The sequence below is a fragment of the Kribbella sp. CWNU-51 genome (assembly GCF_054073265.1).
This window is the reverse complement of the sequence record NZ_JBSXMZ010000013.1, coordinates 207,422-229,790: the sequence shown is the minus strand read 5'-3', so window position 1 is coordinate 229,790 and position 22,369 is coordinate 207,422. Positions and strand designations below refer to the sequence as shown.

Sequence of the window (22,369 nt, the reverse complement as noted above, 5' to 3'; positions counted from 1 at the left end):
ACGAAGGGCGAGCCGCGTCCCCTCGGCGAGCGAAACGCCGTCAAGGCCGACTCCCTCCCGCAGTAGCTTTGGGTTGCACCGGCGTGCATGTGGGCGATTCGGGGTACCGGTCGTGGCGTGAATGAGGACCAACTCCTGAATCTGGCGCAGCGGCTGGGGAAGACGCTGACTCCGGGCGACCTTGACCACACGCTCAGTCGCATCACGGCTGCGGCGGTCGAGGCGCTGCCCGAGACCGACTACGCAAGCATCACGATCCTGCACGCCGATGGCCGGCTGGAGACGGCCGCGCCGACGGATGAGTTCCTGCTGGGTCTCGACGAGGCGCAGTACGACCTGCGTGAAGGTCCCTGCTACGAAGCGGCGGCTGACGCTGTGCACGTCGCGTCGCCGGATCTGGCCCGGGACGAGCGCTTTCCCCGGTACGCCGTGAGCGCGTTGGCGGCCGGTGTTCACGCGCAAGCGGGTCTCTCGCTCTTCAATGCTCCGAAGTCACGTGGCGCCCTCAACCTGTATGCCAAGCAGGTCGGGGCCTTCCGCGACCTCGGAACGCTCGGCCTGCTCTTCCAGCACCAGGCGGCGATGGCGATCGACTACGCCCGCGAGATCCAGAACCTGCGCGAAGCGGTCAACACGCGCACCACGATCGGTACGGCGGTCGGCATCGTGATGGAGCGCTACCACCTGACCGACGACCGCGCCTTCGCCTTCCTCACCCGCCTCTCGCAGGACGGCAACATCAAACTGCGAGAAGTGGCCAAACGCCTCATCGCCACCACCCGCGGATAGCCGGCCGGGCGCGCAGAGCGGCCGCGGTCGAGTGACCGCGGCCGGGCGTCGGGTGGATCAGAGGTCGGCTGCGCGTTGGACCTTCTGCTGGAGTTTGTCCTTGGGGAGGCCTGATGTGCCGGAAATGCCCGCGTTGGTTGCCTGTTGGGCGAGCTGGTCGCGGGTCAGGTCGCCGGGCTGCTCGCCGAGGTGTTGCTTGCGGCTGGCAACGAATGCCTCGCCGAGCTCATTGCGTCGTTCGGCGGACAGGCCGGAGCGCATGCCCGGGAGGACCTTGGTTTCTTCCTCTTCGACGTGGTGCGACACGGCGTCGACGAGGTTTTGCAGCGCCTTGTCGAACTCGGGTGACGTCGGGTCGGTCTTGGCGAGCTTGGCCAGCAGCTGGTCGGCCTCGATGTGCTCCTGCTGGCTGTGCGACACCTCTTCCGTCTCACCGGCCTCGGTGGCCGCGACCGGGTAGACCTCGGCCTCCTCGGCGCGGCTGTGCGCGGTCAGCAACGTGGTGAGCACCGGCAGCAGGTTCGGCCGCTTCTCCGGGTTCTCCTTGAGCTCGTCGAAGAGACGCTCCACCTCGCGGTGGTCCTGCATGATCAGATCGACAACATCAACGGGCATTTCAAGGTCCTCTCGGCTGGTCTGTTGCCGGCACCGGTACCCGCACCCCAACCACCGAAGCCCGATCCGCTGCGTACGACGTACTCGCGTGAGCGGATGGCACGGGGGTACCGGGACCCGAGGAAGCTGGGCGCTGAACGGGTGAATGAGGCGGTGCTGATGCGTTGGGTTCGGCTGCGGGCCTTGTTGCTGGTGAATCTGGGGCTGTTCGCGTTATTCATGGTGGGGGTGTTGCTCACCGGGCACGCGCACGAGAACGAGGACTTGTCCGATCACGGTCAGCCGGCTGAGTCACTCGTCGCGTATGCCGGGTCGTCGTCGTTCGGCGAGACGGTCTTGGAGAACTGGGAGTCGGAGTTCTTGCAGATGGGGATGTATGTGCTGCTCACGACGTTCCTGGTGCAGAAGGGGTCGGCGGAGTCGCGGCCGATCGGGGAGCGTGCTGAGCAGGATGAGGATCCGCGGGACCATCGCAACGATGCGAGGGCTCCGTGGCCGGTGCGGCATGGTTCGGAGCTGGTGTTGAGGCTGTACGAGAACTCGCTGGCGATCGCCTTCGGGATCGTGTTCTTCCTGTCCTTCTGGCTGCACGCCGTGACCGGCGCCGGTGCGTACAGCCAGGATCAGCAGCTGCATGGCGGCCAGGCCGTGACCGCCTGGGAGTACGTGCGTACGTCGCAGTTCTGGTTCGAGTCGTTCCAGAACTGGCAGAGCGAGTTCCTCGCGGTCGCCGCGATCATCGGCGGCACGGTCTACCTGCGCCAGCGTTCGTCATCGCAGTCGAAGCCCGTCCATGCGCCCGACGACCAGACCGGCGATTGACTCACCCGGTGGCGGGTTGGAGGTCGGTGGCGGTGAGGGTGTGGGCGATGACTTCTGCGGCGATTGCGCTGAGGTGCAGGTGGTTGCGGCGGGCGTGGTCGCGCATCAGGCTGAAGGCGGCGTTGAGCGAGAGGCCCGCGCTCGCCGCGAGGATGCCCTTGGCCTGTTCGATCACGATGCGGCTGTTCAGGGCGCTCTGCAGCTGCTCGGCGAGGATCTCGCCGGAGCGGACGGCGCGCTCCTGCAGCAAGGCGACGGTGGCGATGTCGCACAGCGCTTGCCCGAGCTCGATGTCCTCCTGGGTCAGCGTCGAGCGCTGGGCGCAGAACAGGTTGAGTGCCCCGATGACCCGGCCGCGCAGCCTGAGCGGCAGCGCGTGGGTCGAGTGGAAGCCCGCGGCCGTGGCGGCGGCGTGGAACCGCGGCCATCGCTGGCTGAACTCGCCGAGGTCGACATTCGTGATCTGCTGACCCGTGGTGTAGCAGTCCAGGCAGGGACCTTCGTCGTTCTGCAGGACGAACAGCTCGAGCAGCCGTGCTTCCTCGGTGGTCGAGGCCATCACCTGCAACAAGCCGTGCTGGTCGGCCAGGATCAGCCCGGCAGCGTCGGCGTCGAGGAGTTCGACGCTGCGCTCACACAACAGGTGCATCAGGTCGATGACGTCGAAGTCGTCGACGAGCGTATCGGCGAGCTCGACGAAGACCCGCCCCAGCTTCTGCTCTCTGGTCATGACCTGATTCCTTTCTCGGTCGATCGGTCGAATCCTCGCATCGCCCCGCCTATTCATCATCGTCGCTGTCGGGTGGGAAAGTTAGCCGCCGGTGCACAACATCGCTTGCGATATCGAGCAGCGGCCGCCCGGTCGAGTAGGCCCTCGCTCGCAGCAGGAGCAGGGCCTCGGTCAGCCCGATGGCAGCCTGGATCGAGACCATCCCGGTGGCCTGATGGACCTCCCGGTGCCCGTCGGCGGCGTCGGCCAGCAGCGGATGCAACTGGCCGATGGGAGCGCCGTGCTGCAACTCCAGCAGGATCGTGGTGGCGGCGGACGCGAAGTCGAGTGCCTCGGCGAGCTCGAGCCGGTCCAGCGATCCGGTGGTACGGCGGTAGAGGTCGAGCACGCCCAGCCGGATCGCGCCGACCTGGAGTGGGAAGGCGAACACCGCGGCGATTCCGGCGTCGGCCGCGGACATGGTGAAGGTCGGCCATCGGTTCGTGCCGGACTGGACCAGATCCGGCAGCAGGACCGGCCTACCGCCACGTGAGGCGTCCAAGCACGGTCCCTCACCGAGCGTCTGTTGCAGGTCTTCCATCGCAGCCGCCGGCGCGTCGCTGGCGACCAGGAGACCCGCATGGCCGGCCGCCGTCATCAACGCCACGCCGGCGCCGTCGACGGGCACTGCGGCGATCAATGCGGTGCACAGACGCCGCAGTATCTGCTCGGCCGTGCTGGTCCGGCCGGGAGGATCGGTGAGGACCTCGAGGAGGATCTGCCGGACTCGCGGTGATGCCACGGATCAGCTCACCCTCGGCGTCGTCATCCGCGCGCCTTGCACCACCTGACCGGCCGATCCGGTCATGACGTCGCCGCCTCAGCCTGCCTGGCGTACGGAGCGAAGTCCACCGGGCGCACCGACGCCCTGCCGTCGGCCTGCGGGCCGACCGGCATGTAGAGGTAGTTGCCCAGGTGGTCCTTGGCGGGCTGGTGGGTGCGGGGATTGTGGATCAGCCGGTAGATCGGAGCGCCCGGGACGACCGCGACTTCCTCCGGTGGGTCCTCGCCTTCGATCGCCCAGCACTGTCCGTGCGCCGGGCCACCGTAGGCCCGCGCCACCCCGGTGGATCGCCACACGGGGGATGTCGTTGCCGAGGCCATGGGGTCACCTCTTCAGCCGTCGTACTTCGGAGAAGGTGCCGTGGTCCGGGGCAAGCACTGCCGTACAGGTACCCGCTGCGGCCGACCGCATAACTGCGGGGATCCCTAGACTTCGAGCATGCGCCATCACGGCGCGGTTGTCATCGGCACCCTGCACTTGCGTGCGTAGTGGGTACAGGTCCGGCATGAGTGAGAACGAGTGTGTGGTGCGGGCCTCGAGCGCGGATGTGTTCGCTGTGCTGGGCGACGGGTGGTCGTACGCCGGGTGGGTGGTCGGCGCCGCGCGGGTCCGGTCGGTCGATCAAGGGTTCCCTGCGCCTGGGACGAGTCTTCACCACTCGGTCGGTGTCTGGCCGTTCATGGTGAACGACGTGACCACGGTCGAGGAGTTCGAGCCGGACCACCGGCTGGTGATCAAGGTCCGCGTCTGGCCGGCCGGCGCCGGCCGGGTCGAGTTCGTCACCACCACCCGCCCGGACGGCTGCCTCCTGGTGATGCGCGAAGAGACCATCGAAGGTCCCGTGCACATCGTTCCGCATGCCGCCATCGACCCCGTCCTGCACTGGCGCAACACCGAAACCCTCCGCCGCCTCGCCTACTTGGCCGAATCACGCGCCGGCCTGCACAGAACTCAGTCCACCTCCACGAGGTGACGCGGCCCCTTGACGGCAACACTTGGCCTGGACTCGCCGGATGTGATCGCTCCTGGTCCGCGTGACTGATAGACAGGCCGTCGGATGTCTGATCGACCGAGAGCTCTTCGATGGTGATGGCGTGGCGCTTCGGCGCGGTGAGCGCCGAGGCTGTGATGGCGGTTGTCGCGACGGCCGAGCTGTTCGAGGACTGGGTGGTCGGCGTTCCCACTCCTGTCGACGCCGACCGGAGGTGGCCGGAAACCGGCAGCATCGTCCGGAAGGACACCGATCGGGAGCCGCACGGCAGGCACTCCTACGACCGTCATCTGACTGTGGCGGTCGTCGAGTCCTGGCTGCCACCTCAGGAGCTGGTCCTCCGCTTGCGGAGTGGATTGGGTGGCTGGATCCGGTTGACGATCAGGGTGCAGCCACGACCTGGAGGGAGCCTGATCGAGGTCCGAGCGGATCCGATCACCGCCTCGGCTCGGTTGAGATACGCCGGCCCGGCCCGATCTCGCGCCGAGGAGCGCTGCGTGATGGTTGCCGAATCACTGATCCAGTTGGCCACGGAGCGGAGTGCCGCCGGCGGTTGAGGCGTCCACCGGGCGAGTATCGTGAATCAGCGCGGTCGGGAGCACTGGAAGGTGGGCCTTGGAGCTGGGCGGCGCGGTGGTGTTGGTGACTGGCGGGTCGGCCGGGATCGGGCGGGCCGTTTGTCTCGAGCTCGCGTCGGCCGGGGCGGTGGTCGTCGTGCACGGGCGCGACGTACGGCGTACGCAGGACGTCGCGGATCAGGTCAACGGCGTTGCGGTGCAGGCCGATCTGCGTGAGTACGGCGCTGTGCAGTCGCTGGCCGGGGAAGCGCTGGCGGCCCATGGACGGCTGGATGTGCTGATCGCGAACGCTGGTCAGGGGTGGTCCGGGCCGTTCGTCGAGATGAGTGACGAGGAGATCGCGGACCTCGTGACCGTGGATCTGACCACCACGATGCGGCTGGCCCGATTGCTGGTGCCGGGGATGGTCGAGCGTCGTACCGGCTGTCTGTTGCTGGTGACGTCGGTCGCGGGACGGACCGGCGTTGCGGGGGAGGCGGTCTACGCGGCGGCGAAGGCAGGGCTGGACGCGTTCGCGGAGAGTCTGCGGCTGGAGCTGGCCGGGACGGGCGTCCAGGTCGGCGTCGTCGTTCCCGCGGCGGTCGACACCGGCTTCTTCGCCACCCGGGGTCGCGCCTACGACCGGCGCGTCCCGCGACCGGTCGAGCCGGCGGTGGTCGCACGAGCCGTCGTCCGCGCGATCGAGCAGGACCGGGCCGAGACGTGGATCCCGCGCTGGATCCGGCTCGCCGCCGTCGTCCGGGCGCTGTTTCCAGCCGGCTTCCGGCGACTCGCCACCCGCTTCGGGGAGTCGATCCGGTCCGGGTGACCGGACTGCTTGTGCTATGACAAATGCGTGGCCGACGGAGGATCAACGCATCGGGCCGCCCGCGCGGGCGTGGTCGTGCCGTCGAGTGACGCCTTCTTCCTGCAGGTGGAAACAGCCGCGGCGCCTCAGCATGTCGGTGGGCTGGTCGTGTTCGAGCCGAGCGAGGGCGACGCGTTGTCGCTCGAGCGGGTGACCGAGCTGGTGAAGGGCGAGCTCGACCGATTGCCCCGGTTCCGCCAGCGGTTGGGGCCGCGCTCGCGCTGGCGCCGGCAGCGGTGGATCGACGTCGCCGAGATCGACTGGTCGTGGCACGTCAGCGAACGCCGCTCGGCGGACGGTCCGGCCGGCGTACGGCGGATCATCGCCGAGCTGGCCGAGACCCCGATGCCCCGCGACCGTCCGCTCTGGCGACTCGTGATGGTTCGCGACGCGGCGCCGGGAGCTTCGGCGATGATCCTGCTGCTGCACCACGCGGTGGCGGACGGGATCGGCACCGTGATCCAGGCGCTGAACCTGCTGCGTCCGCGGATCGAGCTGCCCGGCCTCCGCAGTCCGGCGCCCGGTCGCGCAAAGTTGCTTGGGGCAACCATCGCCGGACTCGCCCAGCTGGCCACCGACGGCGGAGCAGGAGCCCGTCTGGACAGCAGGTCGGCACGACGGGAGTTCGCCACGGCCGCTCTCGACCTCTCCGCCGTACGGCGTGCAGCGTCGGATCGGGGGGTCCGGGTGACCGATGTCGTTCTCGGTCTGGTCGCCGAGGCGGTCGCCGCCACCCATCCCGAGGTCGCCACCCGGCTGCGCGGCCGGATGCGGGTCGCGGTGCCGTTGATGGTGCGCGATTCCGGTTCGGCGGCGGAGACCAACGCGACCGCGGCCGTGATGGTCGAGGTGCCGCTGGACGGCCGTCCGTTCGACGAGCTGGTCCTCGAGATCAGCCGGCGCACCGGGCGCTTGCGGACGCCGAGCCGGGCGGTGGCCTCGCGGTTCGTGATGGCGACCGGCCTGCGCGCGTTGCCCGAGCCGATGGCCGGGTGGTTCGCACGGACCGTGTACGGGCGCCGGTTCTTCCACGCCATCGCGTCGAACATGCCCGGCTCGACGCTGCCCCTGTCGATGGACGGGATCACGATCGCGTCGGTCTACCCGATCCTGCCGCTGGCGCCCGGGTCCCCGATCGCCGCGGGCGCGCTGAGTTGGGCCGGCTCGCTCGGGATCGGTCTGGCCACCGATCCGGCGGTCTTCGACGCGGACGTCCTCGCCGCCCGGATGGCGCAGGTCCTGAACGTCTCATCGCATCGGCCACACGAGCGCGAGGAAGAGACGCGCGCGTGACCGTGGCGAGTCCAGCTGATCGCCGAACCGTTCGCGCAGCTGGGCGACCCGGTAGCGCACGGTCTGCGGGTGGATGTGCAGTTCCTCGGCGATCGCCGTCCGGTCGCCCATGTGCCGCAGCCAGGCGGTGAGGGTCTCGATCAGCCGTTCCCGGGCTCCGGCCGGGAGGTCGTCGAGCGGCGCCAGCAACTGCTCGCGGAGGAATCCCATCAGGCGTTCGTCGCGATGGACGATGATCGTGTCGAGATGCTCGTCGGCGAACACCGGGTCGTCGGTGAGAATGCCCTGCTGCTTGAGCCGTACGGCGATCTGCGCGATGGTGACGCTGCGCGGCAGGTACTCCAGCGGCACGGTGTGGCCGACGACCGCGTTCGCTCCCCGGAGAGCGCGCCGGAGTTGCTCCCGGCGACCGGACAGCCCGGGGTCGGGGACGATGAGGCCGGACAGTTGTTCGTGCCGCACCGGCAGCGATCCCGCGTCCACGTGGGACAGCACCCGCCGCGCGACGTCGGCGTTCGCGTCCACCAGGACGACGGCCCCGGTCGTGGGCAGCGGCCAGTTCGCCCGCGCGGCCGCCTCCCGGATCGCGGTCATGCCCGAGCGATCGGACAGCAGCAGGTCGGCCAGTTCCTCGCGGCTGCGTTCCCGGGCCGAGGCGTCCTCGCCCTGTTCCAGGACGTAGCCGCGCGCGGACGCCGACGAGAGCTGGTTGATGAAGTCGAAGACGGCTTCGGCGAGCGCGGCCAGCACATCCGGCCGGACCTCGAGGGCCAGCGCGGTGGCCGAGACATGCCGCCAGGCGGTCCGGGCGCCGAGCTGGTAGGCGGTGAGCAGGCGGGTCAGGTCCTCGCCGGCCTGCCACTGGCGGCGGCCGATCTGCTCGAACACGATCTGGATCGTCTGGGCGCCTTCGAGCCGGTCGATCCGGGACGCCGACCGGCCGTGCTCGGCCATGTCCAGGAGGCGGTGGACGAACAGCTCGGCGGCCTGGTGCATTCCGTCCGGATTCTGGTCGAGGAAGGCGGCGTACTCCGGCCAGCCGTCGGCGAGCAGATCCCGCACCTCGGCGATCAGCTCCGGCAGCCGGCTGTCGAGGGCAAGCTCCAGTTGCGCCCGGCCCTGCGCCGCGTCCGTGGTCATCTGATGTCTCGCGTGCCCCCTCGCACCCTCGCGCCGATGTCGCCGGCCGACCGTTCCTGCTGCGCGTCCGAACGGGCGGCCCTGCTCCGGATTGTACGGTCGTGACAATTTTCAGGTCCAGGAATCACTCCGGCGGCGGCAGACCTGGCGATCCGGACGGACCGAAGATGGTTGATATGGCGAGCTCGCGTCCCCGGCCGTCCGGCACTTCCCCGTCAACCGGCGAGGAAGCACTCCGTACTCGCGAGAACGCCGAGAACTTCCCCGTCGCCCTGCGCCTCCTGCCGCGCCGGCATCGTGACCACCTGCACGCGATCTACGGCTATGCCCGGATGGTCGACGACATCGGCGACGCATACACCGGTGACCGGACGGCCCGGCTGCAGGAGCTGGCCGCGGATCTCGGCACGATCTGGTCGGGCGGTCAGCCGTCGGACGCCGTCCTGCGGAGGCTGGCCCCGACTGTGCACGCCCGACGGATGTCGGCCGAGCCGTTCGAGCGGCTGATCGAGGCGAACCTGCAGGACCAGGTGGTGTCGCGTTACGAGACCTTCGACGACCTCCGCCGGTACTGCGCCCTGTCCGCCGAACCAGTCGGCCGGATGGTGCTGGAGATCTTCGGGCAGGCGACCCCGGAGACCATCGCGCGATCCGACCAGGTGTGCACCGCGCTGCAACTGCTCGAGCACTGGCAGGACGTCGGTGAGGACAGGCGGGCCGGTCGCGTGTACCTCCCCCAGGAGGATCTGCACCGGTACGCCGTCGCCGAGCACGACCTGGATCAGCAGAGCGCGGGTCCACAGCTTCGAGAGTTGATGCGGTTCGAGATCGAGCGGGCCGCCGGTCTGCTCGCTGAAGGGACGGCGATCGTGCGGCAACTGCAGGGATGGGGGAAAGTCAGCGTGGCCGGCTTCGTGGCCGGAGGACAGGCCACGGTGTCGGCACTGAGGCAGACCGAAGGTGACGTGCTCGCCCGGTCCGCCCGGCCGTCGCGCCGTACGACGGCGATCCGCGCCGTCGGCCTGCTGGCGAGCCGGCGGTCGGTGCGATGAGCACGATCGAGCAGGCGTACGTCACCTGCGAGCAAATCACCCGGACCGAGGCCGGCAACTTCTACTACGGCATCCGCCTGCTGCCGCCGGACAAACGCTCCGCGCTCTGTGCGGTCTACGCGCTCGCGCGCCGGATCGATGACATCGGGGACGGCGACGACGCGACCGCGGACAAGGAGACGGCCCTCGCCGGGGTCCGCAAGGACCTGGGCAGGCTGGCCGACAGCAGCGACCCGGTGCTGGCCGCGGTGGACGATGCCGCTCGCCGGTTCCCGGTGCCGTTGGGCGCGTTCGAGGAACTCATCGACGGTGTCCAGCTGGATCTGGGCGACGTCCGGATCGCCGACTTCGACGAACTCGTCGTGTACTGCCGGCACGTCGCGGGGTCGGTCGGCCGGCTGTGCCTGTCGATCTTCGGCAGCAGCACCACCGACCCGCGGACGTCCCTGTACGCCGATCAGCTCGGGATCGCCCTGCAGCAGACCAACATCCTGCGCGACATCCGCGAAGACCTCGGCAACGGCCGCGTCTACCTCCCGCAGGACGAGCTCGATCGGTACGGCGTGGACCTGCGCGTCGACGACCTCGGCACGCTCGAGGACCCGGCGGGCCGGCTCGCCGCCTACATCCGGTACGCCGCCGGTCGCGCCGGCGACTGGTATTCGCTCGGCCTGCGGCTCGTACCGCATCTCGACCGGCGCAGCGCGGCGTGCTGCCGGGCGATGGCCGGCATCTATCACCATCTGCTGGGTCGGATCGCCGGCGATCCGGTTCTCGTCTACGACCAGCGGCTGTCGCTGAGCGTCGCCCAGAAGGCGCGCGTCGCCGTGACCGCCCTGGCCGGAGGAGGACGGCGATGACCGCCCGGCGCGTCGGAGTGGTCGGCGGTGGCCTGGCAGGCCTGACCGCGGCCCTGCGATGCGCCGACGAAGGCTTTGCGGTCACGTTGTTCGAAGCACGTCCCCGGCTCGGTGGTCTCACGCACTCGTTCCAGCGCGACGGACTGTGGATCGACAACGGCCAACACGTGTTCTTGCGGTGTTGCGCGGCGTACCAGGGCTTTCTGGAGCGGCTGGGCGTCTCTGACCGGGTGACGGTGCAGGACCGGCTCGACGTACCGGTTCGCAGTGAGCTCGATGCACGGACCGGGCGGCTTCGCCGGACGGGATTGCCTGCGCCTCTTCACCTGGGGTCGACCTTGGCGCGGTATCGGTGGTTGAGCCCGGCGGCTCGGGCGCGGGTGGTGCGCGGGGCGCTGGCGCTCGGCCGCGTGGATCGCACCGATCCCGAGGTCGACCAGCAGTCGTTCGGCGACTGGCTCACTGCGCACGGGCAGGATCAGCGGGCCATCGAGACGGTCTGGGACCTCATCGGCATCGCGACCCTGAATGCTCCGGCCGAGCGGGCTTCCTTGGCGCTGGCCGCGACGGTCTTCCAACTCGGGCTGCTGGAGTCCGCCGCGGCGGCGGACATCGGCTGGTCGCTGGTGCCGCTGCAGGAACTGCACGGCGACGCGGCAGCGCGTGCGCTGACGGCTGCGGGAGTGACTGTGCGGACACGGTCCAAGGTCCGTGACGTCGTACCGGTAGGCAACGGCTGGGCCGTCGACGGTGCTGCGTTCGACGACGTCGTGCTCGCGGTTCCGCCGGCTGCTGCGGAGACGCTCGTGCCGGCCGGAGCGGTCGAGCTGGAGTCAGGGTGGGCGGAGGAGCTGGGCAGTACGCCGATCGTGAACCTGCACGTCATCTACGACCGGGTCGTGCTCGACGAGCCGTTCTTCGCGGCTGTCGACAGCCCGCTGCAGTGGGTGTTCGACCGCACCCGTCAGGCCGGACTCGGCCGAGGACAGTACATCGCCGTGTCGCTGTCGGCGGCCGACGATCTGATCGATACACCGGTCCCGGAGCTGCGTGACCGCTTGTTGCCGCACCTGGAGCGACTGCTGCGGATCACCGACGCGCGGGTCCTGGAGTTCTTCGTCACCCGCGAGCGGCAGGCCACGTTCCGGCAGCGGCCGGGCACGGCCGGCCTGCGTGCATCGGCACGTACGGCGCTGCCCGGTCTCTACCTCGCCGGTGCGTGGACCGACACCGGCTGGCCCGCAACCATGGAGGGCGCCGTCCGCAGCGGTGAGGCCGCAGTGGCCGCACTGCTCGAACGACGCCCCGCAGAACGTCGGGAGGCAGTGGTATGACGATCACCGCGGAAACCCTCGACCGCAGTCGGGGCATGGTCGCACCGGCCTTGCGCCTGGCCGTCGAGCGCCTCGATCCGTTCACTCGGCTGGTCGTCTCGTACCACCTCGGCTGGTCCGACGAGCACGGTACGCCGACCGTGGCGAACCCGGGCAAGACTCTGCGGCCCGCGCTCGCACTGCTCGCCGCCGAAGCGGTCACCGGCCGGCCCGAACCGGGCCTGCCGGGCGCGGTCGCGGTCGAGCTCGTCCACAACTTCTCCTTGCTGCACGACGATCTGATGGATCGCGACACCGAACGCCGCCATCGCCGGACCGTGTGGGCGGTCTGGGGTGACGCGACCGCCGTACTGGCTGGTGACGCGCTCCTGTCCCTGGCCCACGAGGTGTTGACCGAGGGTGAGTCTCCGGACGGACAAGCAGCCGGTCGGGCGCTGGCGATCGCGACCCGGGAGTTGATTCGCGGGCAGGTGCTGGATCTGGCCTTCGAGCAGCGCAACGACGTGACGCTGGACGAGTGCCTCGACATGGCTGCGGGCAAGACCGGGGCTCTGCTCGGGGTCAGCGCCGCGATCGGCGCGATCCTGGTCGGTGCGCCGCAGGTCGTGGTGGGCGGGCTGTCCAGGTTCGGTGCCGAGCTCGGGATGGCGTTCCAGCTCGTCGACGACCTGCTCGGGATCTGGGGATCGCCCGAGGTCACGGGCAAGCCGGTGTTCTCCGATCTGATCGCGCGCAAGAAGACCTTGCCGGTCACCTGGTCGCTTGATCACGGTGGCGACGCCGGGCAGGAGCTGGCTGCCTGGCTGTGTCGCGACGGCAGTCCGACGGAGGACGAGCTCCGGTACGCCGCTCAGCTCATCGAGCGGGCCGGTGGCCGGGACTGGGCCGTCCAGGAAGCGCGGGACCGCATCGGTCTGGCCGAGCAGGCTCTCGACGACACAGAGCTCGACGACATCGCCCGCAATCGGCTCGGTGAGCTGGCCCGCTTCGTGATCGAGCGGCAGTCATGACCGCTGGCGAGCGCGTCGATCCAGTGATCGGTACGACGGCCGGCCTACGGACTGCCCTTGACGCGGCCGTGGAACACCTGCGCGGGCGTCAGCACGAGGACGGCTGGTGGAAGGGCCTGCTCGCCACCAACGTGACGATGGACGCGGAGGACCTGATGCTGCGGACGTTCCTCGGCATCGCCACGCCGCGGACGAACGAGGAGACAGCTCGCTGGATTCGTTCCCAGCAACGAGCCGACGGTTCGTGGGCGACGTTCCACGGCGGGCCGGGCGATCTGTCGACCACGGTCGAGGCTTGGGTTGCCCTGCGCTTCGCCGGTGATCAACCTGACACCCCGCAGCTGCGAAGGGCTGCCGAGTTCGTGAAGTCCGAGGGCGGGGTCGAGCGGGCTCGCGTGTTCACGCACATCTGGCTTGCGCTGTTCGGATTGTGGAGTTGGGACGACTGTCCGGCGCTCCCGCCGGAGATCATGTACCTGCCGGCGTGGGCGCCGCTCAACATCTACAACTGGGGTTGCTGGGCTCGGCAGACGATCGTGCCGCTCACCATCGTGAGCGCCCTCGAGCCCGTGCATCCAGTGGATTTCGGTATCGCCGAGTTGAAGACCGGGACTCCGCCGCCGCCACGGCAACCGGCGTACCGCATCTCTGGGTTCTTCGCGCGCCTCGACACCGTGCTGCACGGCTATCGTCGCCGGCCGCTCAAACGCCTGCGGCAGAAGGCGATGCGCCTCGCCGTCGAGTGGATCCTGGCGCGTCAGGAGGCCGATGGCGGTTGGGGCGGCATCCAACCGCCGTGGGTGTATTCGCTCATCGCACTGCACCTGATGGGCTATCCGCTCGATCATCCCGCGGTGCGCGCCGGTATCGAAGGGCTCGACGGTTTCACCGTCCAGGCCTCCTCGCCCGACGGACCCGTCCGGTGGCTGGAGGCCTGCCAGTCGCCGGTGTGGGACACCGGGCTAGCTCTTGCGGCGCTGCTGGACGCCGGTGTTCCGGCCGACGATCCGGCCGTCCTCAAGGCGACCGATTGGTTGCTGGGCGAAGAGATCCGGGCCAGAGGTGACTGGCAGGTGCGCCGGCCTGAGCTGCCGCCGGGCGGGTGGGCCTTCGAGTTTGCCAATGACAACTATCCCGACACCGACGACACCGCCGAGATCGTGCTTGCCCTGCGCCGCGTGCGTCATCCGGATCCTGCCCGGGTGCGGGCCGTGATCGATCGTGCGGTGGTGTGGACGACCGGGATGCAGTCGCGCGACGGCGGGTGGGGTGCGTTCGACGCCGACAACACCCACACATTGGCCATCGCGTTGCCCTTCTGCGACTTCGGCGCCGTCATCGATCCACCGTCGGCCGACGTCACCGCGCATGTGGTCGAGATGCTCGCGGCTGAGGGTCGTGCGGACGAGGAGCCGTGCCGTCGCGGCGTACGGTGGCTGCTCGACGCGCAGGAGGCCGACGGTTCGTGGTTCGGCCGCTGGGGCGCCAATCACGTCTACGGCACGGGCGCTGTCGTCCCGGCCCTGATCGCCGCAGGCATGTCCGCCGACGCGGCTGCGGTTCGAGCGGCGGTCCGCTGGCTGGAGGATCACCAGAACGACGACGGCGGCTGGGGCGAGGACCTCCGCTCGTACGACGATCCCGCCTGGATCGGCCGGGGAGAGTCGACCGCTTCGCAGACGGCGTGGGCGCTGCTCGCGCTGCTTGCCGCGGGCGAGGACTCGGCCGTGGTCGACCGAGGCGTCGAGTATCTCGTCCGTACCCAGCGCGCGGACGGTGGCTGGGACGAGGACCTCTACACCGGCACCGGCTTCCCCGGCGACTTCTACATCAACTACGAGATCTACCGGCTCGTCTTCCCGATCTGGGCGCTCGGCCGCTACGTCGCGCGGAGTGCCCGATGACCGGAATCGTCAGTACGCCGTTGTGGTCCGAGTGGCTCGCACTCCACGACCGGCTCACGGCCGACGTCGTACGCACCGGACGTTCGTCCAGCGGCGGCCTGACTGATGGGCAGCCAGTCCTTGTCGCCGGCGTGGCCGGTGCTCTCGGCAACGAACTCCGGCCGGGCGACCTGGTTGTCGCGGACGAGATCCGGGGCGACGGCGAACCGTTGCCCAGTCACGCGTCCCCGCTGCTCGTACGTGCGTTGCAGCGAGCCGGTCTGCGGGTCCACCACGGGCCGATCGTGACGACCCGGCGAATCGTCGACGCGCCGGATGCTCGCCGTACGCTCGCAGCAACCGGAGCCTTGGCGGCCGACACCGAATCCGCACTGGTCGCCACAGCCGCCCCTCGAGGACAGGCGGCGGTGATCCGTGCCGTCGTCGACACGCCGGACCATCGCCTGCTCCGTCCAGGGACGCTCGTGCGGGGGCCGAAGGCCTTGTGGGCCTTGCGTCGCGCCGCTCCCGTCATCGACGCCTGGGCCGCCGCGACCGGCGATCGCGAGGTCCTGCTCGCCGGGCCGAGGTCCTTCTGCGCGGGCGTCGAGCGCGCCATCGAGATCGTGGAACGTGCGCTGGTGAAGTACGGCCCGCCGGTGTACGTCCGCCGGCAGATCGTGCACAACAGCCACGTCGTGCGTGAATTGGAGCGGCGCGGCGCGGTCTTCGTCGAGGAGGTCGCCGAGGTTCCCGAGGGCAGCGTCACGGTGCTCGCCGCCCACGGCGTCGCCCCGCAGGTCCGGACCGACGCCGCGGCCCGCAACCTCCGGGTGATCGACGCCACCTGCCCGCTGGTCGCCAAGGTGCACAGCGAGGTACGCCGCTTTGTTGCTCGCGGCAACACGGTGTTCCTGATCGGGCACCGTGATCACGAGGAGGTCGTCGGCACCCAGGGTGAGGCGCCCGGCCAGGTAGTCGTGGTGGCCGATCCGGACGAGGCCGGGCGGGTGAGCGTCGCCGATCCGCGGCGGGTCTCCTACGTCATGCAGACCACCCTCGCCGTCGACGAGGCCGAGCAGACGGCGGCCGTTCTGCGGGATCGCTTCCCCGCGCTCGACGGCCCGCGCAGCGACGACATCTGCTACGCCACCACGAACCGGCAGCAGGCCGTCCGAGCCGTCGCCCGGGAGGCCGACCTCGTGCTCGTCCTCGGATCGGCGAACTCCTCCAACTCCCACCGGCTCGCGGAGGTCGCCGCGGCCGATGGGGTCCCGGCGTACCTCGTCGACGACGCGAGCGCCGTCGACCTGCACTGGTTGCGCGGCGTACGCCGGATCGGCGTCACCGCGGGAGCATCCGCACCACCTCAGCTTGTCGACGGTCTGGTCCGCTGCCTGTCCGGCCTCGGCCGGGTCGCGGTCACCGAGATCAGCGTCGCCGACGAGGACATCCGATTCACCCTGCCCAGGGAGGTGAGCTGACCGTGGCCATGCCACTGCGTCAGTCGATCCGCCTCGGTGGTTATCTGCTCAGGCAGAAGCTGCTGCGACGGGAGAAGTTCGCACTGCTGGTCGAGCTCGAGCCGTTGTTCGCCTGCAATCTGGCCTGCGCCGGCTGCGGCAAGATCCAGCATCCCGCCTCGGTCCTCAAGCAGCGGATGCCGGTCGAGCAGGCGGTCGCCGCGATCGAGGAGAGCGGCGCACCGATGGTGTCGATCGCCGGCGGCGAGCCGTTGATGCACAAGCAGATCGACGAGATCGTCCGGCAACTGCTGGCCCGCCGGAAGATCGTCTTTCTGTGTACGAACGCCTTGCTGCTGCCCAAGCACCTGCACAAGTTCACGCCGCACCGCAACTTCGCCTGGATGGTCCACATCGACGGGCTGCGTGAGCGGCACGACGCGTCGGTCTGTAAGGACGGCGTGTTCGACGAAGCGGTCGCCGCGATCAAGCAGGCCCAGGCGGCCGGCTTCCGGGTGATGACCAACACGACGTTCTTCGACACCGACACCCCGCAGGACGTGATCGACGTACTGGACTATCTGAACGACGAGCTCGGCGTCGACAACATGCAGATCTCGCCCGGGTTCGCGTACGAGAAGGCGCCGGACCAGGAGCACTGGCTCGGTCCCGAGGAGACCCGGCAGCTGTTCGCGAAGGCGTTCGCCGGTGGCCGCCGGAAGAAGTGGCGGCTGAACCACTCGCCGCTGTTCCTGGACTTCCTCGAGGGCAAGGCCGACTTCGCCTGTACGGCGTGGGCGATCCCGTCGTACTCGCTGAAGGGCTGGCAGCGGCCGTGCTACCTGATGGAGGACGGGTACGTCGGGACCTACAAGGAGCTGCTCGAGGACACGGACTGGTCGGCGTACGGCCGGGGCAAGGATCCGCGATGCGCGAACTGCATGGCGCACTGCGGCTACGAGCCGACGGCGGTGGTCGCGACCATGGGGTCGCTGCGGGAGACCATCCGTGCTGCGGTCGGATCATGAGCGCGCCGGGTGTCGACGAGCGGCCACGCCCCAGCACTCGGCTCCTGGACACGCTGACTTCACCGGCCGATCTCCGGCGGTTGCCTGCGACCGACCTCCGTGGACTTGCCGACGAGATCCGGGCTGAGCTCGTCCGCCTGGTCACCCGGACCGGAGGTCACCTCGGCCCGAACCTCGGTGTCGTCGAGCTGACGATCGCGCTGCACCGGATCTTCACGTCGCCGCAGGACGTCATCGTCTGGGACACCGGTCATCAGTCGTACGTGCACAAGATGCTCACCGGCCGGCTCGGTCGCTTCGACACCCTGCGCCAGCCGGGAGGGCTGTCGGGCTACCCGAGCCGGACCGAGAGCGAGCACGACGTCATCGAGAACTCGCACGCCTCGACCGCGCTCTCGTACGCCGACGGCCTGGCGAAGGGGTTCCAGCTCACCGGATCGCTCGAGCGGCGGGTCGTCGCGGTCGTGGGTGATGGTGCGTTGACCGGTGGGATGTGCTGGGAGGCGCTCAACAACATCGCGGGCGCGCCGGACCGGCCGGTCGTCATCGTGCTCAACGACAACGGGCGATCATACGAACCCACCGCCGGATCGCTGGCCGTGCAGTTGCGAGCGTTGAGTGCGGGCACAGCTCGGGGCAACGTCTTCGAGCAGCTTGGTCTGGCCTACCTCGGTCCCGTCGACGGTCACGACACCTTGGCCCTAGAGGCGGCGTTGCGGACCGCCGCCCTCCTCCAGCATCCGGTCGTGGTGCACTGCCTCACCCGCAAGGGCGCCGGCCATGCTGCCGCCGAGCTCGACGAGGCCGACCACCATCACACCGTCAACCCGGCGACTGCCACCAGCCAGGTCCATGGGCCTGCCTGGACAGATGTGTTCGGGAAGGAACTGGTGGCGATCGCGGACGAGCGCCAGGACGTGGTCGCCGTGACAGCCGCGATGATGCGGCCGACCGGACTGTTTCCGATGGCATGCCGGTATCCCTCGCGGGTGTTCGACGTCGGAATCGCCGAGCAGCACGCGGTGACGTCGGCCGTCGGACTGGCGACCACTGGGCTGCATCCCGTGGTCGCGATCTACTCGACCTTCCTCAACCGCGCCTTCGACCAGGTCCTGATGGATGCGGCGCTGCACCGGGCGCCGATCACCTTCGTCCTCGACCGCTCCGGCATCACGGGTCCGGACGGTCCGTCGCACCACGGGATGTGGGATCTGGCGCTGTGCGGATTGGTGCCCGGCATGCGGATCGCGGCGCCCAGGGACACTCAGCAACTGCGCTTCCTCCTGCGTGCCTGCGTTGATCACGAGGCTGGTCCCACCATGCTTCGGTTCCCGCGTGGGCGGGGCGGAGCCGTACTGCGTGCCACCGGCACCATCGGTGCGGCCGAACTGCTGACCGACGATCGGCCGGAGGTCCGCGAGGTGCTGCTCGTGCCGGTTGGTCCGCTGGCGGCGGCGGCCGTGGAGGCGTCGCGCCGGCTGCGGCAGCTGGGGATCCACGCGACCGTGGCCGATCCCCGGTGGATTATCCCCGTCGATCCCGAACTCGTCCGGTTCGCCGGTGAGCATCGCGTGGTAGTGACGATCGAGGACAACACCGTGACCGGTGGTTTCGGGGAAGCGCTCGGACGGGCCTTCCGGCGTACGGCGGCACGCCCTGAGCTCATCACGCTCGGGTTACCCGGTGAGTTCGTCGCGGCGGGGGAGCGTGCCGACCTGCTGCACACGCACGGCCTCGACGCCGACGGCATCACGCACGCGGTCACCGGGTCACTCTCTTAAGGCTCATCCGGCAGCGTGAGGTATCCGCGGGCCGCTCCCACCGCGACCCAGGGAACGGCGGACAAGGTGCCGATGCCGAGGATGAGCAACGCCGGCCGTAGCCCGATGGCGGCACCGAGCAGGCCTCCGAAGAGACCGCCGAGCGGACCCGGACCCCATTCGACGAGCCGGATCACGGAGCCGACGCGGCCGAGCAGGTGCGGCTCGACGGTGTGCTGCAGCATGGTCGACCGGACGATGATCAGGTAGACGACGCCCAGCCCGAGGAGTAGTTGCCCCAGGCCAATGGTTGCGATCACGACGATGGTCGGCCCACCCGCGAGCGGGATCAGCAGGTCGCCGCCGAGGAGGGTCGCGGCGACGACCGAGGTCCAGGTGGTTCCGAACCGGCGGCTGACCGGAGTCGTGATCACGCCGGCCAGGAGGGGGCCGAGGGAGCCGATCGCGGCGATCACCCCGATCTCGGCCGGCGACAGTCCGAGCTCGCTTACGGCGTACAAGATGTAGAGGGCAAGGACTCCCCAGTGGAAGAAGTCGATACTGCCCTTGCCGACTGTGATGGCGACGATCCCGGATTGGCGGCGGAACGCTGCGAACCCGGCCCGGACGGACAGACCGAACCGGCTCTTCTCGGCCGTCGGCACGGGGTCGGGTCCTCGCCCGCAGGCCTGGAGGAAGGCGGCGACGAAGAATGAGGCACTGTCGACGGCGATCGCGACAGGAGCCGTGAGCAGTTGGACCAGCACGCCGCCGAGCCCTGGCCCGGCGACCGACGTGATCGAGTCGGTCAACGCGATGCTGCTGTTCGCCGCCGTCAACTGCCGCCGATCCTTGACCAGCACCGGTACGTAGGCCGTGTGGGCGAGGCCGTAAACGAGGGCCAGAGAGCCGACAGCGAAGGTCACGATGTAGAGCTGGGCCATGGTGAGCAGGTCGAAGGCGGCAGCCAACGGGACCGTGCCCATCAGCACGCCCTGCCCGACGTTGCACCAGAACAGCGTTCGGCCCCGCCGGATGCGGTCGACGAAGACGCCGAGAAGCAACCCGAGCAGCAGACTCGGCAGCGCCTCGAGCGCCGTCAGGATCCCCATCGCGGTCGGTCCGGCGGACAACGTGAGGACGGCGATCAACGGGATCGCGAGCTCGCTGACCTGCGACCCGGCATTGGAGAGCAGCTGGGCCACCCAGAAGAACGCGAACGGCCGGTTCCGCCGCAGCGGAACCCTGCCGTTGTCGACTGCCACGGACCGCTTCTCACTCCAGACTCAAACGCCTGATCCCGGTCAGCCTCCCACTTTCCGCGTGAAGCGGCCATGTGTTTTCAGCCGGCCGATAAGGGCCGCGGCGCCCAGTGCTGCCGGTACGGCGATCGCGACGGGGAGCGCTCCGCCGGTGTCGAGGGTCTGGCGGGGCGTCACCGTGATCCGGACCGGTGGCCCGGCGACCAGGGGTCCGCTCTTCGGGATCAGTACGACGTACACCGCGAAGTGGCCCGGGTTCACGGCCTGGAACTCCCAGTCCAGTTGGGTGTCCGAGCCGGCGGCCACCGGCTGGGTGACCTCCTGACTCCAGTCCTCCAAGTCGACGTACACCCCGTCGAGGCTCACGACGTTGAGGTGGGCGATCGCCGGGCCGGACTCGTTGACAACCGACTCGACAGTGAGGGTCTGACCGATGACGGCCGTGAGCTGGTCGGTGTTCATGGTGATGGTCGGGTCGGCGAGAGCGACCGTGGCGAGCAGGTTCAGCAGCATCATCGCGACCCCGCGGTCAGTCGGACGAGTCGTGGGCCGGCGACGATCACCACGGCGGCGACGACCAGGGCCACCACAACCGGGGAAGCCAGGTAGCTGAGGTCGTGGGTCCAGCTGCGCCGATTAACCAGGATCTGCGAGATGTAGTGCAAGGCCGATCCGATCGGGTTGATCCGGGTGATCACCTCACCGAAGCCGGTCTTCGGGAGCGCCGGGAGCTGAGTCGGGGCGAACAGCACGAGCAGCAGGAGCAGTCCGGCCGCCAGGCTGGTTTTGTTGGAGTTGGTGACCGCGCTGATGAGCAGGCCGATCCCGGCGAGCCCGGTCGCGACCAAGGTGCCGACGATCAGGGCGAGCAGTGCTGCCTGACCGGCTCCTGCGACGCCTCGCCCGAGGACCCACAGGTAGGGCAGCGTCACGACGAGGCAGGCCAGCCACATGGTCGTCGCCGCGGCCAGCTTGCCGACGACGATCCCGCGCCGCGACACCGGAGCGAGCAGGAGCGCCTCGAAGGTCCCGCGTTCACGATCGCCGCTGATCGCGTCGGAGCTGGTGACCATCGTGAGCAGGACACCGACCGCCAGGCCGACCTGGACGGTAAGGTTGACCGCTTCGCGTTGCTCGAGGAAGTTCATCGCGCGGTTGGTCGCCGCCAGGTAGGTCATCGTGCTGAGCAGAACGCTGAACCCGAACACGAGCACCGGCCCGCGCCCGAGGATCCACAGATCCCGGATCTCCTGCTCGGCCACGACGTCCCAGCGGCTACTGGTCATGACCCGCCTCCTCGGTGAGGCTGAGGAAGGCAGCGCTGAGGCTGCCCGCACCGGCGACGACCTCGTCGATCGGCCCGGCGGCCCGCAGGACACCGTGGTCGAGGATGAGCACACTGCCGCAGACCTGCTCGACCTCGGTCAAGGTGTGTGTCGACAGCACCACCGTGGCGCCGCGCCGGCCGGCGATGTCCCCGATGGTGGCGAGGATCTCGCGCTGGCCGGCCGGATCCAGGCCGAGCGCCGGTTCGTCGAGGAATACGACCGCGGGATCGTTGATCAGAGCCCGGGCGATCCCGAGGCGTTGCTTCATACCCCGGCTGTACGTCGAGATCCGGGTCCCCGCGCGATCGCGCAGACCGACGTCGGCGAGCAGCCGCTCGGCGGCCGCGCGGGCGTCGCGGCGGTTCCGGCCGAACAGACGTGCGGTGTAGCGAAGGTACTCGGCGCCGGTCTGCCGCAACGGGTAGCCGGCGCTCTCCGGCAGGACGCCGATCCGTTGCCGGATCCGGTGCGGCCGGTCGCCGGGTACGCCGGCCACGGTGAAGGTGCCGCCGGACGGCTCGAGGATGGTCGTGAGCAGCCGGATGGTGGTCGTCTTGCCGGCGCCGTTGGGACCGAGCAGGCCGATCACGTCGCCCGCTTCGGCGGCGAAGGTGAGTCCGTCGAGGGCGTTGCGCGCGCCGTACCGCTTGCTCAGGCCGGTCGCCTCGATGGTCGCCATGGACCGACGGTAGGGCGGTGGGGCTGAATCCCAGCTGAACGGTGCTTTCAGCGGGGATTCAGCCAGAATGGAGGAGGATCGG

Annotated in this window: 23 protein-coding genes; 14 read left to right on the top strand and 9 right to left on the bottom strand. The window is 69.5% G+C overall.

Annotated elements, in window-relative coordinates; translation table 11 throughout:
* Positions 1–117 precede the first annotated feature (117 nt).
* Positions 118–789: a GAF and ANTAR domain-containing protein gene (locus ACXC9Q_RS18155; RefSeq protein ID WP_457057745.1), complete on the top strand. Its 672-nt coding sequence runs from the start codon at positions 118–120 to the stop codon at positions 787–789.
* Between the two features lie 57 nt (positions 790–846).
* On the opposite strand, the gene ACXC9Q_RS18150 is transcribed toward ACXC9Q_RS18155, so the two are convergent.
* A complete protein-coding gene (locus tag ACXC9Q_RS18150; protein ID WP_457057743.1) occupies positions 847–1,404 on the bottom strand; it encodes a hemerythrin domain-containing protein in 558 nt (185 codons plus the stop codon).
* A gap of 159 nt (positions 1,405–1,563) precedes the next feature.
* Here ACXC9Q_RS18150 and ACXC9Q_RS18145 point away from each other — a divergent pair, with 159 nt between their 5' ends.
* The gene (locus tag ACXC9Q_RS18145; RefSeq protein ID WP_457057742.1) at positions 1,564–2,226 is read left to right on the top strand and encodes a DUF6766 family protein; all 663 of its coding nucleotides are present in this window, start codon (positions 1,564–1,566) and stop codon (positions 2,224–2,226) included.
* Position 2,227: 1 nt separating this feature from the next.
* On the opposite strand, the gene ACXC9Q_RS18140 is transcribed toward ACXC9Q_RS18145, so the two are convergent.
* From ACXC9Q_RS18140 to ACXC9Q_RS18130, 3 genes are all read right to left on the bottom strand, one after another.
* Entirely contained in the window at positions 2,228–2,956 is a 729-nt protein-coding gene (locus ACXC9Q_RS18140; RefSeq protein WP_457057741.1) for a GAF and ANTAR domain-containing protein, read from the bottom strand.
* 49 nt (positions 2,957–3,005) lie between these two features.
* Complete coding sequence (locus ACXC9Q_RS18135) at positions 3,006–3,737, bottom strand: GAF and ANTAR domain-containing protein (RefSeq protein WP_457057740.1); 732 nt, start codon at positions 3,735–3,737, stop codon at positions 3,006–3,008.
* 62 nt (positions 3,738–3,799) lie between these two features.
* On the bottom strand, positions 3,800–4,099 hold the full coding sequence (locus ACXC9Q_RS18130) for a hypothetical protein (RefSeq protein ID WP_457057739.1): 300 nt from the start codon (positions 4,097–4,099) through the stop codon (positions 3,800–3,802).
* 185 nt (positions 4,100–4,284) lie between these two features.
* Here ACXC9Q_RS18130 and ACXC9Q_RS18125 point away from each other — a divergent pair, with 185 nt between their 5' ends.
* The 4 genes from ACXC9Q_RS18125 (at position 4,285) to ACXC9Q_RS18110 (ending at position 7,488) form a co-directional block, all read left to right on the top strand.
* Positions 4,285–4,752, top strand: coding sequence for an SRPBCC family protein (locus ACXC9Q_RS18125; protein WP_457057738.1), 468 nt, complete (start codon positions 4,285–4,287; stop codon positions 4,750–4,752).
* A 110-nt stretch (positions 4,753–4,862) separates the two neighbouring features.
* Positions 4,863–5,327, top strand: a complete 465-nt coding sequence (locus ACXC9Q_RS18120; protein ID WP_457057737.1) for a hypothetical protein — start codon at positions 4,863–4,865, stop codon at positions 5,325–5,327.
* A gap of 85 nt (positions 5,328–5,412) precedes the next feature.
* Positions 5,413–6,156, top strand: a complete 744-nt coding sequence (locus ACXC9Q_RS18115; RefSeq protein WP_328523169.1) for an SDR family NAD(P)-dependent oxidoreductase — start codon at positions 5,413–5,415, stop codon at positions 6,154–6,156.
* 27 nt (positions 6,157–6,183) lie between these two features.
* On the top strand, positions 6,184–7,488 hold the full coding sequence (locus ACXC9Q_RS18110) for a wax ester/triacylglycerol synthase domain-containing protein (protein ID WP_457057736.1): 1,305 nt from the start codon (positions 6,184–6,186) through the stop codon (positions 7,486–7,488).
* Here ACXC9Q_RS18110 and ACXC9Q_RS18105 read toward each other — a convergent pair.
* Positions 7,444–8,628: a PucR family transcriptional regulator gene (locus ACXC9Q_RS18105; RefSeq protein WP_457057735.1), complete on the bottom strand. Its 1,185-nt coding sequence runs from the start codon at positions 8,626–8,628 to the stop codon at positions 7,444–7,446. The genes ACXC9Q_RS18110 and ACXC9Q_RS18105 overlap by 45 nt on opposite strands.
* Positions 8,629–8,804: 176 nt before the next feature.
* Here ACXC9Q_RS18105 and hpnC point away from each other — a divergent pair, with 176 nt between their 5' ends.
* Genes hpnC through ACXC9Q_RS18065 form a run of 8 tightly spaced genes read left to right on the top strand, consistent with a single transcriptional unit; the run spans position 8,805 to position 19,039 of the window.
* On the top strand, positions 8,805–9,680 hold the full coding sequence (gene hpnC / locus ACXC9Q_RS18100; protein ID WP_457057734.1) for a squalene synthase HpnC: 876 nt from the start codon (positions 8,805–8,807) through the stop codon (positions 9,678–9,680).
* Positions 9,677–10,540 carry a presqualene diphosphate synthase HpnD gene (gene hpnD, locus ACXC9Q_RS18095; protein WP_457057733.1) on the top strand — a complete coding sequence of 288 codons (864 nt, stop codon included), beginning with the start codon at positions 9,677–9,679 and terminating at the stop codon, positions 10,538–10,540. The genes hpnC and hpnD overlap by 4 nt, the downstream gene beginning before the upstream one ends.
* Positions 10,537–11,874, top strand: coding sequence for a hydroxysqualene dehydroxylase HpnE (gene hpnE, locus ACXC9Q_RS18090; RefSeq protein WP_457057732.1), 1,338 nt, complete (start codon positions 10,537–10,539; stop codon positions 11,872–11,874). The genes hpnD and hpnE overlap by 4 nt, the downstream gene beginning before the upstream one ends.
* Positions 11,871–12,884 (top strand): polyprenyl synthetase family protein, encoded by a 1,014-nt coding sequence (locus ACXC9Q_RS18085; protein WP_457057731.1) that lies wholly within the window; start codon positions 11,871–11,873, stop codon positions 12,882–12,884. Before hpnE ends, ACXC9Q_RS18085 begins: the two co-directional genes overlap by 4 nt.
* Entirely contained in the window at positions 12,881–14,788 is a 1,908-nt protein-coding gene (gene shc, locus ACXC9Q_RS18080) for a squalene--hopene cyclase (protein WP_457057730.1), read from the top strand. Before ACXC9Q_RS18085 ends, shc begins: the two co-directional genes overlap by 4 nt.
* Entirely contained in the window at positions 14,785–16,251 is a 1,467-nt protein-coding gene (gene ispH, locus ACXC9Q_RS18075; protein ID WP_457057729.1) for a 4-hydroxy-3-methylbut-2-enyl diphosphate reductase, read from the top strand. Before shc ends, ispH begins: the two co-directional genes overlap by 4 nt.
* A gap of 8 nt (positions 16,252–16,259) precedes the next feature.
* The gene (hpnH, locus tag ACXC9Q_RS18070; protein ID WP_329484860.1) at positions 16,260–17,258 is read left to right on the top strand and encodes an adenosyl-hopene transferase HpnH; all 999 of its coding nucleotides are present in this window, start codon (positions 16,260–16,262) and stop codon (positions 17,256–17,258) included.
* Positions 17,255–19,039 (top strand): 1-deoxy-D-xylulose-5-phosphate synthase, encoded by a 1,785-nt coding sequence (locus tag ACXC9Q_RS18065; protein WP_457057728.1) that lies wholly within the window; start codon positions 17,255–17,257, stop codon positions 19,037–19,039. Before hpnH ends, ACXC9Q_RS18065 begins: the two co-directional genes overlap by 4 nt.
* On the opposite strand, the gene ACXC9Q_RS18060 is transcribed toward ACXC9Q_RS18065, so the two are convergent.
* From ACXC9Q_RS18060 to ACXC9Q_RS18045, 4 genes are read right to left on the bottom strand one after another with little or no spacing between them, the layout of a single operon-like run.
* Complete coding sequence (locus ACXC9Q_RS18060) at positions 19,036–20,283, bottom strand: MFS transporter (RefSeq protein ID WP_457057727.1); 1,248 nt, start codon at positions 20,281–20,283, stop codon at positions 19,036–19,038. The two genes, ACXC9Q_RS18065 and ACXC9Q_RS18060, sit on opposite strands and share 4 nt — an antisense overlap.
* 39 nt (positions 20,284–20,322) lie before the next feature.
* Positions 20,323–20,796, bottom strand: a complete 474-nt coding sequence (locus ACXC9Q_RS18055) for a hypothetical protein (RefSeq protein WP_457057726.1) — start codon at positions 20,794–20,796, stop codon at positions 20,323–20,325.
* Positions 20,793–21,566: an ABC transporter permease gene (locus ACXC9Q_RS18050; RefSeq protein WP_457057725.1), complete on the bottom strand. Its 774-nt coding sequence runs from the start codon at positions 21,564–21,566 to the stop codon at positions 20,793–20,795. The genes ACXC9Q_RS18055 and ACXC9Q_RS18050 overlap by 4 nt, the downstream gene beginning before the upstream one ends.
* Positions 21,556–22,287: an ABC transporter ATP-binding protein gene (locus ACXC9Q_RS18045; RefSeq protein ID WP_457057724.1), complete on the bottom strand. Its 732-nt coding sequence runs from the start codon at positions 22,285–22,287 to the stop codon at positions 21,556–21,558. The genes ACXC9Q_RS18050 and ACXC9Q_RS18045 overlap by 11 nt, the downstream gene beginning before the upstream one ends.
* Positions 22,288–22,369 lie beyond the last annotated feature (82 nt).

Coding starts and splice junctions, on each gene's coding strand:
- ACXC9Q_RS18055 (WP_457057726.1), bottom strand. CDS start 20,796: ATGATGCTGCTGAACCTGCTCGCCACGGTCGCTCTCGCCGACCCGACC.
- hpnE (WP_457057732.1), top strand. CDS start 10,537: ATGACCGCCCGGCGCGTCGGAGTGGTCGGCGGTGGCCTGGCAGGCCTG.
- ACXC9Q_RS18150 (WP_457057743.1), bottom strand. CDS start 1,404: ATGCCCGTTGATGTTGTCGATCTGATCATGCAGGACCACCGCGAGGTG.
- hpnH (WP_329484860.1), top strand. CDS start 16,260: ATGCCACTGCGTCAGTCGATCCGCCTCGGTGGTTATCTGCTCAGGCAG.
- ACXC9Q_RS18105 (WP_457057735.1), bottom strand. CDS start 8,628: ATGACCACGGACGCGGCGCAGGGCCGGGCGCAACTGGAGCTTGCCCTC.
- ACXC9Q_RS18145 (WP_457057742.1), top strand. CDS start 1,564: ATGCGTTGGGTTCGGCTGCGGGCCTTGTTGCTGGTGAATCTGGGGCTG.
- ACXC9Q_RS18130 (WP_457057739.1), bottom strand. CDS start 4,099: ATGGCCTCGGCAACGACATCCCCCGTGTGGCGATCCACCGGGGTGGCG.
- hpnD (WP_457057733.1), top strand. CDS start 9,677: ATGAGCACGATCGAGCAGGCGTACGTCACCTGCGAGCAAATCACCCGG.
- ACXC9Q_RS18120 (WP_457057737.1), top strand. CDS start 4,863: ATGGTGATGGCGTGGCGCTTCGGCGCGGTGAGCGCCGAGGCTGTGATG.
- ispH (WP_457057729.1), top strand. CDS start 14,785: ATGACCGGAATCGTCAGTACGCCGTTGTGGTCCGAGTGGCTCGCACTC.
- ACXC9Q_RS18065 (WP_457057728.1), top strand. CDS start 17,255: ATGAGCGCGCCGGGTGTCGACGAGCGGCCACGCCCCAGCACTCGGCTC.
- ACXC9Q_RS18045 (WP_457057724.1), bottom strand. CDS start 22,287: ATGGCGACCATCGAGGCGACCGGCCTGAGCAAGCGGTACGGCGCGCGC.
- shc (WP_457057730.1), top strand. CDS start 12,881: ATGACCGCTGGCGAGCGCGTCGATCCAGTGATCGGTACGACGGCCGGC.
- ACXC9Q_RS18125 (WP_457057738.1), top strand. CDS start 4,285: ATGAGTGAGAACGAGTGTGTGGTGCGGGCCTCGAGCGCGGATGTGTTC.
- ACXC9Q_RS18050 (WP_457057725.1), bottom strand. CDS start 21,566: ATGACCAGTAGCCGCTGGGACGTCGTGGCCGAGCAGGAGATCCGGGAT.
- ACXC9Q_RS18085 (WP_457057731.1), top strand. CDS start 11,871: ATGACGATCACCGCGGAAACCCTCGACCGCAGTCGGGGCATGGTCGCA.
- ACXC9Q_RS18140 (WP_457057741.1), bottom strand. CDS start 2,956: ATGACCAGAGAGCAGAAGCTGGGGCGGGTCTTCGTCGAGCTCGCCGAT.
- hpnC (WP_457057734.1), top strand. CDS start 8,805: ATGGCGAGCTCGCGTCCCCGGCCGTCCGGCACTTCCCCGTCAACCGGC.